A 13,568-nucleotide genomic window follows, 5' to 3' on the forward strand; every position below is an offset into this window, starting at 1 on the left:
AAGCAAGCATACACAAATGAACTACAAAGTAGTTAATTTGTGGCTTGAAAGGGGTGACCCCTTTACCCCTCGAACTTCAAAAATTCACAACATAAAGAAAGGTATTTATTATGAGGATTATAGTGAAAGCGTATATAAAAAGTTGCATAAATTATGCAAACGATTTGGCAAATAATTCTATTTTTTACACAGATGAAGATCATAGTGATAAATTAGAAATATGCGGGGCTTTAAAATACTTGTTTATTTTTAATAAATCATTTAAACGAGAAATAGAAGTTGATATTCTATACAAATTAATTGAAGACGATGAAGCTAACGATTTAAAAGAGTTTGTTAAATATGTTGAAGAAAATCAATTTAACAAAGAAAAAATAGATGCAGCAAAAAGAAAATTCTTTGAATTTGAAGACGAAGAGTTCGAAGGGCTATTGAATGATTTTATATTTGCAGCAAAAACAATCAGCAAAGAATATTTGCAAGACTATCAACTTGACTACTTCGATTTAGACAAACGTCACTTGATAGATATAAAAACATATGACGCACAACCAGAAATTTTTTCTCTGCTTACAACGAGAGAAGCAATCGAAAAGCGTGACTTAGAAAAAATGCTTTTAGAAAAGCCAAAGAAAAAGTTCAAGCTATGACAGAAAACGACTACAAATTTTTGTCAGTCGAATTCGAGAAGCTCGCGACAGAGTGCGAGTTTCTATTAGGTGACAGACTGAACAAAGAACTAATGACACTTGAACTTTACAACGAACATATGCTGAGAATCGAAGTGTTAAGAGAGTTTATTAATAACAAAAAGAAAGAAGACAACAATGCAAGAAAAGAAAAAAGAGAGTGATTTAAGAAGAAGTCAAATACTAAATTTGCGTTTGTCAAAAGAGGAAATTGAACGCATAGACGATTTACGTCAATCGACAAATCGCAGTAGATACATACGAAGCAAAGCTCTTGACATAGAGATTAAAGACAAAAGCTACATTGCTTTAATCAGTCAATTCAAACGCTTTAACGCAAACTTCAATCAAGTTGCGCAAGCACTCAATATTATAAAAAGCAGTGCTGACAAAAGCTTTTATAACTTCTCTTTAATCGAAAAACGATTAGAAGAATGTGCGCAAGAAGTCAAACACCTCAGCGAAGAGGTGGACAAGTGATTTTAGGTTTCTCCAGCCACGGCACAGGCCCGGGAAAAGGCCCAACTTACTACATTAGCTCAGGCACGAAGTGGAATGGCGAACGCCGCTCAATAGCTCCCGTGCTCTTGCACGGCAACAGCAGAAGAACGGAAAGACTTATCGACTCTATCAGTCGTAAGCATAAATACACTTCTTGTGTAATTTCTTTTACGAAAGAAGAATACTCAAAAGAACTCGCTCAAAAAGTTTTAGCTGATTTTTTAAAATCAGCTTTTGGAAATTTAGAGAGTTCAAGCTATGACTATCTCGCTTATCTTCACTTAGACACCGAAAACCCGCATATTCATATCGTAGTCCCGCGTGTCAATTTAGAAACGGGAACTGATTTAAACATTGCGCCCCCCGGCAGTCAAAAAAACATCTGGAACTTATGGGGAATAGTCACACGCGACAAGTTCAATCTTGAACACATAGAAGAAAACAATATTGACAATCTGCCAATTTCTAGAAAAGAAAAAAGAATGATAGATCAGGGTCTTTTAAGAAAAATGTCTCACACACAGCTAAAACTACAAATTGACGAAGTGATAAGAGAAAACATTGCTAACGACTTACTGCAAAACCGTCAAGAAGTTATTGACTTTTTAAAATTCAACGGTTTTGAAATTGCACGAGTGACAGACAGTTCAATCAGTATAAAAACTGAGAGTAGAAATATAAGACTAGAGAAAGGTATATATGAAAGAAGAACAAATGACAACGAAAACACTTACACAGAGAATGCAAGACAATCAGCAATACCTCAGAGACGAGATCGCTCTGATTACGAAGCTTGGATTAATAGAATTAAAGAGCGATACAACGAAGCTCTTTACAGAAAGCTTGCTTACTTTGCGAGTAGATACAAAAGCAGAAGTGAGAAAGACAAGACAAGAGATGAAAGAGAGCTTGTTAAAACTAAGACAACAAGTGTTTGTATTGACAATCACAGCAGTAGTCACAAATCTAGCTCTTTTGACAGTTTTAGCAATAACAATATTAAAATGAAAGATAACAATAAAAATGATGAAACTCAAGCACAAAACAGAAGAAGAGCTTTTAAATTTCCATAACAAAATAAATAAACTTTACTTCAACGATGAAGCAAAGATTAAATTTGTTCGTGATAAATTTGAAGACTTCAAATTTTGGGGTCAAGCAACGTGCAAAGAAAATTTGATTACGTATCGCATAGATAGCGTTAGAGATTTAAATCAAATTTGCTTGCACGAATTCGCGCATTTATTGCAATACAAATACTTGAATTATTCAAAACACGATTTGACTTTTTCTTTAATATTTAATGCGTTGGGCTATAAAGAATTGAAATACGTCTTTATTAGTAGCTATGACATACACGAAGACAAAATTGCAAAGAATGCTTTGTATAAGTTCGCAGACTTTGAAAAGATAGTTTGTCATCTAAGCAGCTTGCCCATTGCGCAAGCCTGCCAGGACGCCCAGCGCTGGGCGATCTGGCTATGTGGTGGCATGTGGATACCCAACGACTTCGACACCCCCACGCCTGAGCCTGTGAGCGCTCAGGAGCTGGCCCAGGTGCTGGGCTATTAAGATTTGCCAAAAATTTGCCAAAGAGTGCAATTTGCACTCTCTCTTATAGCTAACGTGTTTTTGTGCACCAGAAGCAGCCTCCGCCCAAGGTGATGGTTTGCAGGGTCATGGGGTGGTCTTACAGAGAAAGAAGTGGCGATCGGGCCATTATGGAAGTCCCGCCGCGTTGACGCTCCCTTGCGGGATTGCTACATTACTAACCAGTCAGTCATTAATTATGAAGTCGTCCTCCTCCCCCGCCCCCACACTGTCCACCGAGGCCTCCAAGCGCGAGCGCCGCAAGGAGGCGCGGCCGGGCGAGCTGCTGGATGCGGCGCTGGAACTCTTCGTCGAGAAGGGCTACGCCGCCACCAAGGTGGACGAGGTGGCCGCCCGCGCCGGAGTGTCCAAAGGCACGCTGTTCCTGTACTTCCCGAGCAAGGAAGACCTTTTCAAAGAGGTGGTGCGCCAGAACATCGGCCGCCATTTCCCCGAATGGGACCTGGAGATCGACCAGTACCCCCACAGCACCGCCGAGCTGCTGCGCTATGCCTACCAGCTGTGGTGGGAACGCATCGGTGCCACGTCCGCCTCCGGCATCACCAAGCTGATGCTCGGCGAATCCAACAACTTTCCCGACATCGTGGCGTTCTACCGCAATGAAGTGGTCGAGCCCGGCCAGCGGCTCATCGGCCGCATCCTGCAGCGCGGCGTGGACCGGGGCGAGTTCCGCGTGCCCGACATGGATTGCGGCATCCACGTCGTGCTGGCGCCGCTCATCTTCATGACGATGTGGAAGCACTCCACGGCCTGCATGCCTGATCTGGAACGCCTCACGCCCGAGCGCTTTATCGCCGCGCAGGTGGACAACCTGCTGTGCGGGCTCTCCGTGCCGGGCGCTGCCGCCCCTGTCTGCGCGCCGCCCTCGCCGTCCGCGGCCCCTAAAATCGAGGGTTGACCCGATCCACGATCCCGCCCGGAGTAACCCCATGAACATGCCCCTGAACACGTCCGCCAACATCAGCGATCCCATCCTGCAGGCCCGCTACAACATGATCGAGCAGCAGATCCGCCCATGGAACGTGCTGGACATCGACGTGCTGGGCCTGCTGTCCGTGGTGCGCCGCGAAGAATTCGTGCCGCCCGCCTACCGCAGCATGGCGTTCATGGACATGGAGATCCCGCTCAATGCCTCCAACGAGCAGGCACAGCGCCTGGGCCAGTGCATGCTGGCGCCCCGTGTGGAGGCCCGCCTGCTGCAGGACCTGCAGGTCAAGCCGACCGACCGGGTGCTGGAGATCGGCGCCGGCTCGGGCTACATGGCGGCCTTGCTGGCCCACCGTGCCGAACACGTTCTGTCGCTTGAAATCGAACCCGATCTGGTCGAATTCGCCCGCGAGAACCTGCGCAGCGCTGGCGTGCTGAACGCCGAAGTGCGCCAGGCCGACGGCGCCCAGGGCGCGGCGGCGGACGGCCCCTTCGATGTGATCCTGCTCAGCGGCTCGGTCAATGAAGTGCCGCAGGCCTTGCTGTCCCAGCTGCGCGAAGGTGGCCGGATCGCCGCCATCGCCGGCCAGGAGCCCATGATGCGCGCCACATTCATCCGCCGCACCGGCGATCGTTTCGAGACCACGCAGCCGTGGGACACCATCGCGCCGCGCCTGCTGCACTTCCCCGAGCCTTCGCGCTTCACCTTCTGATCCCTTTCCGTCTTTCTCAGGAATCCGCATGATCGACCACGTCCGCCCCGCACAGCTCACCGAGTGGCTTGCCGCCACCCCCGTCGGTGCCCGACCGCTGGTGCTGGACGTGCGCGAGCCGTGGGAGCTTCAGACCGCGAGCGTCACCGCCGAGGACGGGTTCGATGTGGCCGCCATCCCGATGGGCGAGCTGCCCTCGCGCCTGGCCGAACTGGACCGCGACCGCCCCACCGCCTGCCTGTGCCATCACGGCGTGCGCAGCCTGCGCGTGGCGAACTTCCTCGACCAGCAGGGCTTCGACCGCGTGGCCAACATCAGCGGCGGCATCGATGCGTGGTCGCACGAGCGCGACGCGGCGGTCCCCCGGTACTGATCGATTCACCCGGCCGTGGCCTGGTGGCCCGGCAACGCGTGGCGCCACGCCTCCTTTTTCCTGAAAGACGTTCATGACGACCTTGCTTCGGTGCATTCCCTTGTCCCTGGCCGTGGCCGCTGCGCTGGCCAGCTTCGGCGCGCAGGCCCAGAGCCTGTCCCAACTGGTGGAGATGGCGCGCAGCTATGACGCGCCCTTCCAGGCCGCCAAGGCGCAGTACGACGCCGCCGGCAGCCGTGCCGAGCAGGCGCGGGCCGGCCTCCTGCCGAGTGCCGGCCTCTCCGCCGGGGCCAACTACGCCAACACCGAGGTCAACCGCCCGCCCGTGGACCTGAGTGCGCCGAGCCAGAGCGTGGGCCTCACCGCCTCGCAGCCGCTGTACCGGCCAGCCAACCGCATCACCTTCGAGCAGGGCCAGCGCGGCATCGATATCGCACGGGCGCAATTGGAAGGCGTGGCGCAGGACTTGATCGTGCGGGTCAGCCAGGCGTATTTCGATGTGCTGGCCGCGCGCGACACCCTCACCTTCGTGCAGGCGCAGAAAGCCGCCGTGGCCGAGCAGCTGGCCTCGGCCAAGCGCAATTTCGAGGTGGGCACCTCCACGGTGACCGATTCGCGCGAGGCGCAGGCGCGTTTCGACCTGGTCGTCGCCCAGGAGATCGCGGCCGACAACGACCTGCGCGTGAAGCAACTGGCGCTCGACCAGGTCGTGGGCCGCACGGGCGTGGCGCCGCAGCCGCTGGCCCAGCCGGTGCAATTGCCCGAGGTGATTCCAGCCGATGTCGGCACCTGGGTGCGCTCCGCCGAAGAACTGCAGCCGCAGGTGCGGCAAGCCGCCATCGCGCTCGACGTGGCGCGCCTGGAAACCAAAAAGGCCGAAACCGGCCACCTGCCCACGGTGGACCTGCAAGCCGGCTACAGCGTGTCGCGCAACCCCAAGGGCACGCCGACCATTCCCAACGTGAACTCACGCACCAACAACGCGACCGTGGGCGTGCAACTCACGCTGCCGCTGTTCGCCGGTTTCTCGGTGCAAAACCGCGTGAAGGAAACCCTGTCGCTCGAAGACAAGGCGCTGGCCGACCTGGACAACGCCCGCCGCACCGTGGCACAGGCCACGCGCGCTGCGTTCTACGGCGTGCAGTCCGGCCAGGGCCAGGTGCGCGCCCTGGAGGCCGCCGAAGCGTCCAGCCAGAGCGCGCTGGAGGCCAACCAGTTGGGCTACCAGGTGGGCGTGCGCATCAACATCGACGTGCTCAACTCCCAGAGCCAGCTCTATCAGACCAAGCGCGACCTCGCGCAGGCCCGCTACAACGTGCTGCTGGGCGCGCTCAAGCTGCGCCAGGCGGCGGGTACGCTGTCGCAGGATGATCTGCTGGCGATTGATGCGCTGATGGTGCGCTGAGAGTGCGACTGTTTTAAAAGGCAGCTGCCGAGCCTGGGACCCTTGCGTTCGAAGGCATTGGCGGTGCCGCCCCGCCATTGAAAGAAATATGACTTTTCTGCTCCCATGCAACGCCGCGTGCTGCGGCATCGACCGCGCTGCGCATCGGCAATGTGCCTGTCGGAACGCACCATGGGTGCATCCCCGGCGTTTGAAAGGTCTGCATGTCCGTTCACCGGGCGGTCGGCGGTCCTGCCCACCACTGACGTGTGGGTGCGTGACGAATGCAGACCGTGGCTGAGCCGTTCGCCGCCACACACCGCTGGTGGCTGGGCGCGTTGCTGGCCGTCTCACTGGCGGTGCTGGCGCTGTGCGCCACCCATCCGCCGCGCTGGGAGACCAATGACGACGTCGGCATGGCGATGGTGGCGCACGGCTACGGCATGGCCGCCAGCGGCTCGCCGAACCTGATTTTTTCCAATGTGGTCTGGGGCCACATCGTGCGCCTCGTTCCTTCGCTGGGCGGCATCAGCGGCTATGCGGTGGCGACGTTCGCGGTGCTCGTGGCGGTCGGCACGGCCCTGCTGTACGGCCTGCGGCGCCTCGGACACGGCTGGTGGCTGGGGGGATGCGTGGTCGCTTTCCTGCTGGTCCGGCCGGTGCTGCTTCCCCAGTTCACGGTCAACGCGGGCTTGATGGCGGTCGCCGCCGTCATCTGCTTGAACGTGTACGCTCAGGCTAGGCAGATGCAGTGGCTGTGGCTGGGCGTCGGGCTGCTGTTTCTCAGCGCGATGGTGCGCAGCCATGAATGCATGCTGGTCATGCTGGTCGCCCTGCCCCTGCTGCCCTGGCGTGCCCTCGCACGAGGGCACGCGCCACGCTGGGCTTTCGCCGTGCTCGCCCTGGCCCTGCTGGCTGCTGCATGGCTGGACTGGCAGGCCTACAGGGCGCCGGAGTGGAAGGATTTCAACGACCTGAACCTGGTGCGGGCCGCATTCACCGATTTCGGCGCCGGACAACATCTCATCGCCCGTCCCGAGATCCTGGACCGGTACGGCTACACCGCCAACGACCTGGCCTTGTTGGGCAACTGGTTCTTCTCAGACCCGCGCCTGGCCGATCCCATGAGCTTGAAAGCGATGCTGGCCGATGTCGGCTTTTTGGCGCTGCGCACCAATGCGCTGGCCTCGGGCTGGGAAGGCGTCCGCGCGCTGTGGCAGCCGGATCTTCGGGTCTCGCTGGCCGCAGCGTTATCGCTGGGCCTGCTGCTGCCCAATCGCAAGGTGGCCGCCACCTGGTTGCTGTGCATCGCGGCCGTGTTCATGATGGGGCTGCTCGGCCGGCCTGGCGTCCTGCGCGTGTATGTGCCGCTGATGGCACTGCTGGCCGTCGCGCCGTTGCTCTTCAACGATGCTGAGCGCCATCGGCGGCGCCCCGTCGTCTTCGCCACGGTGGTGCTGGCTGCCGTGGTGGGCGCCTGGATGGCCGTCGGCTTGTGGCAAGCCTTGCAGCACAAGGACGAACAGGCGCGCAGAGAACTGGATTCGATGCCGTCGGGATCGATTGTGGTCTGGGGCGCCGCCTTCCCGTTCGAGGCGGTCTACCCGCCGTTCAGCAATGCCGCCGTGCGCGAGCGATACCGGTTGTATTCGCTGGGTGCTTTCACCTTGGTTCCCGGTACCGTCGCGCGGCAGGAGGACCAGGCTGGACGCGGTTTCGTCAGCCTGCTGCAGCGCAAGGAAGGAGTGGCCATCTTTGCCTTCGAGTCGCATCTGCGATGGCTGGACGTGTACTGCAGCCAGCGTCTGCATGGCGTGCCGGAGCAATTGCAGACATGGCGGGCCGGCAACCAACTGGCCAGCCGCCGCCGGTGTACCGCCGTGCCATGACCGCAGGCGTTGCCATCCCGTATCGGGGCCCACGTTGGCGCAGTGAATCTGCCGAAATGCGCTCGGCAGTGCGCTTTCAAGCCGGGCTGCTCAACCGTTTATAGATCGCATGGACGTCATCGCGGGGCGGCAGCTCGCCGAAAAATGGGTCTTGCAGCAATGCTTCGGCGCTAGCGCGCTCTTCAGGATCTCGGGCAATCATTCGGTTGATGAGCTGGACAATGTCGGCTTTGTGGCCTGCCGGCAGCGCCTGCAACGCTTCCATGAACGGAAAGGTCTCAGCCGACGAGGCGCTGCTGAGGCCGACCAGGCCCATTGCGCGGGCGGGCGTTTTCAGGAAGTGCACGAGCAACTGGGCCACGCTGTAGACATCGCGCTTGTGGTGGCTGGCCGATGGCCGCATTTCAAAGTAGCCCGCCGTGCCAAATTGGCTGGGTTCGCCCTCCTCGCAGCCCAGACCCATGTCGATCAGCCGGAACATCTTCTGGTGTTCGTCGTAGATAACGTTGTTGTGCGAGATGTCCTGGTGCACCAGGCCTTCGTCGGCAAACCGGGAAGCGCCGATCAGGACGTCCGCCACCATCTGCCGCCCGAGGGCCAGGTAGTCCAGCGGTTGGATGGTGCCTTGGTCCAGCGCGTGGCGGGACTGTCCGATCACCTGGAGGACCGTGGGCCCCTCGATTTTCTCCAGGAGGATTCCGAACAGGGCATCGATCTGCACCAACCCATACACGCGCATGATCTGGGCGGTGTCTCCGAGCGAAGCCGCTACCTGGTATTCCTTGCAGATCTTGGCTTTCTCCTGTTCGATCGCATCGGACAGGCTGTTCTCGCCTGCGGGCAGCGTGTGGAAAAACTTCTTGAACACCGGGTTTTCAGGGTCGGTGCACAGCATCGCCTTGAAGACGAAGTCTCTCCCGCAATCCTTGCCATCGCGCCAGAAGTTCTCGGCCAGACTCACCGCGTACGCCGATGCGAAGGCACCCGAGCCGAGTCGGCGCATGCCCTGGGCGGAGTCGGAAGAGCCTTCCCACGAACGGTCCAGTGCAACCGCAGTGAATCCATTGCTGATTTCCGCTGCGCCCGGTTTTAACGCGGCCAGTCTTTCCGCCAGGTCCGGAATGTTCGATTGCAGGCTGAGCCTTCGCACCAGGCGCGGGCTGATCACCACGCCCGGGCTGGTCGAACGCATGATGCTGTGCAGCCGCCGCTCGTTCCCCAGTGCCATGGGCGCATTCCACGAATCCGACGGCTTGTGCCGGGACACCGGCGTGGGCGGGTCCAAAAGCGCAGCGAGCATCGAAGGCGGACTGGGAAACGCTTTCGCGCCCGGGCTGAAGCGCGGCGTCGACAACGGACTTGCCCCACCCGGCAAGGAGCGTGGACTGAATGCCCCCGCCATGCGATCGGCCAGCGATGGAAGCTGCGCATTGAACCGCAGGCCCTCGCCCGCCTGCTCGCCCAGTCGGAGGCGCCGCCGCTTCAGCAGGGGCGCAGGCGGGTCGTCCGCTTCCGCTTCAGGCGGGCGGGGATTCGCCGCGGGACCAGGTTCCGGGCTGGCAGGCGTTCGACTCTCTTGCGCGCCCGGTCGGGGACTGGCCGAAAGCGGGTGAGAAATCATGGTGGCTGGGCGGGCTCCAAGGGCCGTACGACAGGAGGACGCCCACTAGACCCCAATTGGGACCATTTCGTACGCGCAGACCCGAAGCGCCGAGCGATCTTCCGAACCCGGCAGCAACCGGCAGGTACCAGCAAAGGATGACCCGCCGCCGCCAGCGCAAGCGTTCAGGGATTGACCGGTTTCACCGCGCCGTCCCAGTGCTCGGCGATCTTGCCGTTCTCGATGCGGAACATGTCGAACCAGGTGGTCGTGTATTTGCGGTCAGGGTCCTTGGGCTCGGGGTATTCGCGAACGAAGCTCAGGATCACCATGTCGCGCTCGGCGACGATCGAAACCAGCGGCGCCTTGATGCGTTCTTCCACCGGCTGGGGCGAGGGATTCCTGCGCTGCACGAAACCGACCATGGCGGCGCGGCCAGTCGGCACGTTCGGGTTGTGCTGCACATAGGACTCGGCCACGTATTTTTCGGCCTGCGCCACCTGCCCGGCCTCGAACACCTCGCGCCAGAAGTCGTAGACCAGCCGTTTGTTCGCGCGCAGCACCGGGTCCGCGCTGGCCAGCAGCGCCTGCTGATCGGCGGCCGGCTGAACGGGAACCTGTGCGAATCCGGCCAGGGGCAGCGCGACGCCGAGGGCGAAGATCCAATGGGCGAGGTGTTTTTTCATGAAGGGCCGTGCGGTGCAGTGCGGTTGAAGATCAAAGGTTTGCCGAGCCATGGCGGGATGGCGAAAGAAGACCCGCTCGAGGCCAGGCTCAAAGCTGGTGCGTCACCAGCTTGAAATCCGGATCGTCCGGGTACGCCTTCACCTCGAACCCCAGGCGCCGCATCAGCTTGAGCATGCTGGGGTTGTTGGCCAGCACCAGCCCGTCAATCTCGGACAGGCCACGGTCGCGGGCCACGTCCATGATGCTGAGCATCAGGCGCGAGCCCAGGCCGCGGCCGTTGAAGTCGTCGGCCACCACCAGCGCGAATTCGCAGCTGGACTGGTCGGGGTTGGTCACGTAGCGCGACACGCCCACGATGCGCTCGGTGCCGATGATCTCGCCGTCCTCGCCCGCGCTGCGCTCGCGGTACACCGCCACCAGCGCCATCTCGCGGTCGTAGTCGATGAGCGTGAAGCGCGCCAGCATCGAGGCCGGCAGCTCGGCGATCTGCGAGATGAAGCGAAAGTACCGGCTCTCGGGCGACAGCTCCTTGACCAGCTTTTGCAGCATCTGCGCGTCGTCGGGGCGCACCGGGCGCACCAGGTATTCGCCGCCGCCGCGCAGGGGCCACACCTGCTCGTAGCGCGCCGGGTACGGCAGGATGGACAGGTGGCTGTAATGGTCGCTGCGCCCGCCCATGGACTGCGCGGCGTGGCCGACCACGATGCGGGCATCCACCGCGACGGCGCCCTGCTCGTCCACGATCAGCGGGTTGATGTCCATCTCGCGCAGTTGCGGCAGCGCGCACACCATTTCTGACACGCGCAGCAGCACCTGCTCCAGCGCTTCGCGGTTGGCCGCGCTGGCGCCGCGCCACTCGCCCAGCGTTTCGGCCACGCGCGAGCGCTCGATGAGCCGGCGCGCCAGGAACTGGTTGAGCGGCGGCAGCTCCATGGCGCGGTCGTCGATCAGCTCGATCATCGTGCCGCCCGCGCCGAAGGTGATCACCGGGCCGAAAGGGTCGTCCGTCACCAGGCCGATGCAGATCTCGCGCCCGCGCCGGGCGCGCGCCATCTTCTGCACCGTCACGCCCTGGATGCGCGCGCCCGGCTGCAGGCGGGCTACGCGCTGCACCATGTCGGTATAGGCATCGCGCGCCGCCGCGCCGGTGTGGATGTCGAGCGCCACGCCGCCCACGTCGGACTTGTGGCTCACGTCGGGCGAATCGATCTTGAGCGCCACCGGAAAACCGAGCTGCGTTGCGATCATCATCGCCTCGTGCGCGCTGCGCGCCAGCAGTGTCTTGGTGACCGGCACGTTGAACGCGGCCAGCAGCGTCTTGGACTCCATCTCGGTCAGCACATGCCGGCGCTCGGCCAGCACGCTTTCGATCATCAGCCGCGCGCCCTCGATGTCGGGCTTGGCCAGCGAGGTGAGCGGCGGCGGCGTCTGCTGCAGCAACTGCTGGTTCTGGTAGAACGACGCGATGTTGCCGAAGGCGCCCACCGCCGCCTCGGGCGTGCGGAAGCTGGGAATGGCGGCCGCGCGCAGCACCTCGCGCGCCGGGCCCACCGAGGCATCGCCCATCCAGCAAGCCAGCAGCGGCTTGCCCATCAGGCGCTTGGTTTCGGCCAGCGCGGTGGCGACCGCCGCGGCATCCGTGCCGGGCTTGGGTGAGTAGATGGCGAGCACGCCGTCGATCTGCCGGTCCTTCTCGGCCGCCTCCACCGCGCGCCGAAAGTGCTCCGGCCCCGCCTCTTCCGACACATCGATCAGATCGGCCAGGGACGCCAGCGGCGGCAACTGCGGGGCCAGCGCCTCGGCCGAGGCCGGCGACAGGCGGCCCAGCTCCAGCAGGATCTCGTTCACCCAATCGGCCGCCAGCACGCCCGGCCCGCCGCCGTTGGTGACGATCGCCAGCCGCCGGCCCACCGGCCGGTAGCGCGAGGCCAGGCACTTGGCCGCCGAGAACAGCTCCACGAACGAGCGCACCCGCACCGCGCCCGCGCGGCGCAGCGCCGCATCGAACACGTCATCGCTGCCCACGATGGCGCCGCTGTGCGTGTGCGCCGCCTCGTTGCCCGCGGGCTTGCGCCCGGCCTTGAGCACCACCACCGGCTTGGCGTTGGCCGCCGAGCGCAGCGCGCTCATGAAGCGGCGCGCGCTGGAGATGCCCTCCATGTACACCACGATGCTCTGCGTGCGTGCGTCGTTGGCCAGGAAGTCCAGCACCTGGGCGATGTCCACGTCGGTGTTCGGCCCCAGCGACACCACCGTGGAAAAGCCCACCGCGTTCTTGGTGCCCCAGTCGAGGATGGATGCGGTGAGCGCCCCCGACTGGCACACCAGCGCCAGCGACCCCTCCCGCGCCAGCGGCCCGGCCGCGCTGGCGTTGAGCTGCAGGTGCGGGCGCTGCAGGCCCAGCGAGTTGGGGCCCAGCAGGTGCATGCCCTCGCGCCGGGCGATGTGCTTGAGCCGCGCCGCCTGGTCGGCGTCCATGCCGTGCGACATCACCAGCGCCGCGCGGCAGCCGATGCGCCCCGCCACCTCCAGCGCCGCCACCACATCCTCGGGCGGCAGCGCGATCAGGGCCAGGTCCGCGCGCGTCTGCGCCAGGTCGGCCAGCGTGCCGCTGGTGTGGATGTCCAGGAACTGCAGCGTGCCGGTGAAGCGCTGCGCCCGCAACGCGGTGTGCAGAGCGCGGGCGCACGGCGTTAGCGACTCGGGCGCATCGGCCCGGCCGGCCAGCACCACGATGGAACTGGGGGCGAAGAGCGGGGTGAGGTAGTGTTTTTCGATCATGGCAGGCAGGCAGCGGGCAAGCAGACAGGCAGGCAGGCAGGCAGTCCCTCGCATCGGTCGGCGAGGACGGACGAATGGGCGCCAGTGGCTGGCATTTTGCGGCATCGCGGCCACGGTGGGGCGCCGACGCCGGGCGACGTGCGCTGCCAGCGCGCTCAACCGCATCGCCCCCGCGGACGCGGCGATGGCAACGCAGGCCAGAAAGCAGGCAAACACGTCCCCCAGGCCCCACTTGAAAAAATCGCTTTTAGCCGTTCTACGCCGTAGAGGGTTTTTCAGCAGCCTGTTCGGAGAGACGGAATCAATTCTCAGCCGATGGCTGCCATGTGCGCCACAGCACATACAAGGTTCAGAGTCGCTCCGACAATGATCCATACCAGCAGTCGGCAGGGATGACTCCCGGTTGTCCGGAT

Annotated in this window: 13 protein-coding genes; 10 read left to right on the forward strand and 3 right to left on the reverse strand. The window is 60.8% G+C overall.

Features of this window, described 5'->3' with window-relative positions:
• Positions 1-122: 122 nt before the first annotated feature.
• From M5C98_RS11845 to M5C98_RS11890, 10 genes are all read left to right on the forward strand, one after another.
• Positions 123-650, forward strand: coding sequence for a hypothetical protein (locus M5C98_RS11845; RefSeq protein WP_272552972.1), 528 nt, complete (start codon positions 123-125; stop codon positions 648-650).
• Positions 647-853: a hypothetical protein gene (locus M5C98_RS11850; RefSeq protein WP_272552973.1), complete on the forward strand. Its 207-nt coding sequence runs from the start codon at positions 647-649 to the stop codon at positions 851-853. Before M5C98_RS11845 ends, M5C98_RS11850 begins: the two co-directional genes overlap by 4 nt.
• Complete coding sequence (locus M5C98_RS11855; RefSeq protein WP_272552974.1) at positions 828-1,169, forward strand: plasmid mobilization protein; 342 nt, start codon at positions 828-830, stop codon at positions 1,167-1,169. The genes M5C98_RS11850 and M5C98_RS11855 overlap by 26 nt, the downstream gene beginning before the upstream one ends.
• Positions 1,166-2,263 (forward strand): relaxase/mobilization nuclease domain-containing protein, encoded by a 1,098-nt coding sequence (locus M5C98_RS11860; protein WP_272552975.1) that lies wholly within the window; start codon positions 1,166-1,168, stop codon positions 2,261-2,263. Before M5C98_RS11855 ends, M5C98_RS11860 begins: the two co-directional genes overlap by 4 nt.
• The gene (locus tag M5C98_RS11865) at positions 2,217-2,762 is read left to right on the forward strand and encodes a hypothetical protein (RefSeq protein ID WP_272552976.1); all 546 of its coding nucleotides are present in this window, start codon (positions 2,217-2,219) and stop codon (positions 2,760-2,762) included. Before M5C98_RS11860 ends, M5C98_RS11865 begins: the two co-directional genes overlap by 47 nt.
• A gap of 217 nt (positions 2,763-2,979) precedes the next feature.
• On the forward strand, positions 2,980-3,699 hold the full coding sequence (locus M5C98_RS11870) for a TetR/AcrR family transcriptional regulator (protein ID WP_272552978.1): 720 nt from the start codon (positions 2,980-2,982) through the stop codon (positions 3,697-3,699).
• Positions 3,700-3,730: 31 nt separating this feature from the next.
• Entirely contained in the window at positions 3,731-4,441 is a 711-nt protein-coding gene (locus M5C98_RS11875) for a protein-L-isoaspartate O-methyltransferase family protein (RefSeq protein ID WP_272552980.1), read from the forward strand.
• Positions 4,442-4,469: 28 nt separating this feature from the next.
• On the forward strand, positions 4,470-4,814 hold the full coding sequence (locus tag M5C98_RS11880) for a rhodanese-like domain-containing protein (RefSeq protein ID WP_272552981.1): 345 nt from the start codon (positions 4,470-4,472) through the stop codon (positions 4,812-4,814).
• A gap of 73 nt (positions 4,815-4,887) precedes the next feature.
• The gene (locus M5C98_RS11885) at positions 4,888-6,219 is read left to right on the forward strand and encodes a TolC family outer membrane protein (RefSeq protein ID WP_272552983.1); all 1,332 of its coding nucleotides are present in this window, start codon (positions 4,888-4,890) and stop codon (positions 6,217-6,219) included.
• A gap of 272 nt (positions 6,220-6,491) precedes the next feature.
• Positions 6,492-8,087, forward strand: coding sequence for a hypothetical protein (locus M5C98_RS11890; RefSeq protein ID WP_272552985.1), 1,596 nt, complete (start codon positions 6,492-6,494; stop codon positions 8,085-8,087).
• Between the two features lie 76 nt (positions 8,088-8,163).
• Here M5C98_RS11890 and xopAU read toward each other — a convergent pair whose 3' ends face one another.
• From xopAU to M5C98_RS11905, 3 genes are all read right to left on the reverse strand, one after another.
• Entirely contained in the window at positions 8,164-9,708 is a 1,545-nt protein-coding gene (xopAU, locus tag M5C98_RS11895; protein WP_272552986.1) for a XopAU family type III secretion system effector serine/threonine kinase, read from the reverse strand.
• Positions 9,709-9,872: 164 nt separating this feature from the next.
• Entirely contained in the window at positions 9,873-10,373 is a 501-nt protein-coding gene (locus tag M5C98_RS11900) for a nuclear transport factor 2 family protein (RefSeq protein ID WP_272552987.1), read from the reverse strand.
• A gap of 88 nt (positions 10,374-10,461) precedes the next feature.
• On the reverse strand, positions 10,462-13,155 hold the full coding sequence (locus M5C98_RS11905) for a bifunctional acetate--CoA ligase family protein/GNAT family N-acetyltransferase (protein WP_272552988.1): 2,694 nt from the start codon (positions 13,153-13,155) through the stop codon (positions 10,462-10,464).
• Positions 13,156-13,568: the final 413 nt, after the last annotated feature.

The sequence above is a fragment of the Acidovorax sp. NCPPB 3576 genome, assembly GCF_028473605.1.
Classification (GTDB): domain Bacteria; phylum Pseudomonadota; class Gammaproteobacteria; order Burkholderiales; family Burkholderiaceae_C; genus Paracidovorax.

Excerpts from the sequence above, each read along its gene's own strand:
- M5C98_RS11850 (WP_272552973.1), top strand. The coding sequence starts at position 647 with ATGACAGAAAACGACTACAAATTTTTGTCAGTCGAATTCGAGAAGCTC.
- M5C98_RS11855 (WP_272552974.1), top strand. The coding sequence starts at position 828 with ATGCAAGAAAAGAAAAAAGAGAGTGATTTAAGAAGAAGTCAAATACTA.
- M5C98_RS11865 (WP_272552976.1), top strand. The coding sequence starts at position 2,217 with ATGAAACTCAAGCACAAAACAGAAGAAGAGCTTTTAAATTTCCATAAC.
- M5C98_RS11870 (WP_272552978.1), top strand. The coding sequence starts at position 2,980 with ATGAAGTCGTCCTCCTCCCCCGCCCCCACACTGTCCACCGAGGCCTCC.
- M5C98_RS11875 (WP_272552980.1), top strand. The coding sequence starts at position 3,731 with ATGAACATGCCCCTGAACACGTCCGCCAACATCAGCGATCCCATCCTG.
- M5C98_RS11880 (WP_272552981.1), top strand. The coding sequence starts at position 4,470 with ATGATCGACCACGTCCGCCCCGCACAGCTCACCGAGTGGCTTGCCGCC.
- M5C98_RS11885 (WP_272552983.1), top strand. The coding sequence starts at position 4,888 with ATGACGACCTTGCTTCGGTGCATTCCCTTGTCCCTGGCCGTGGCCGCT.
- xopAU (WP_272552986.1), bottom strand. The coding sequence starts at position 9,708 with ATGATTTCTCACCCGCTTTCGGCCAGTCCCCGACCGGGCGCGCAAGAG.
- M5C98_RS11900 (WP_272552987.1), bottom strand. The coding sequence starts at position 10,373 with ATGAAAAAACACCTCGCCCATTGGATCTTCGCCCTCGGCGTCGCGCTG.
- M5C98_RS11905 (WP_272552988.1), bottom strand. The coding sequence starts at position 13,155 with ATGATCGAAAAACACTACCTCACCCCGCTCTTCGCCCCCAGTTCCATC.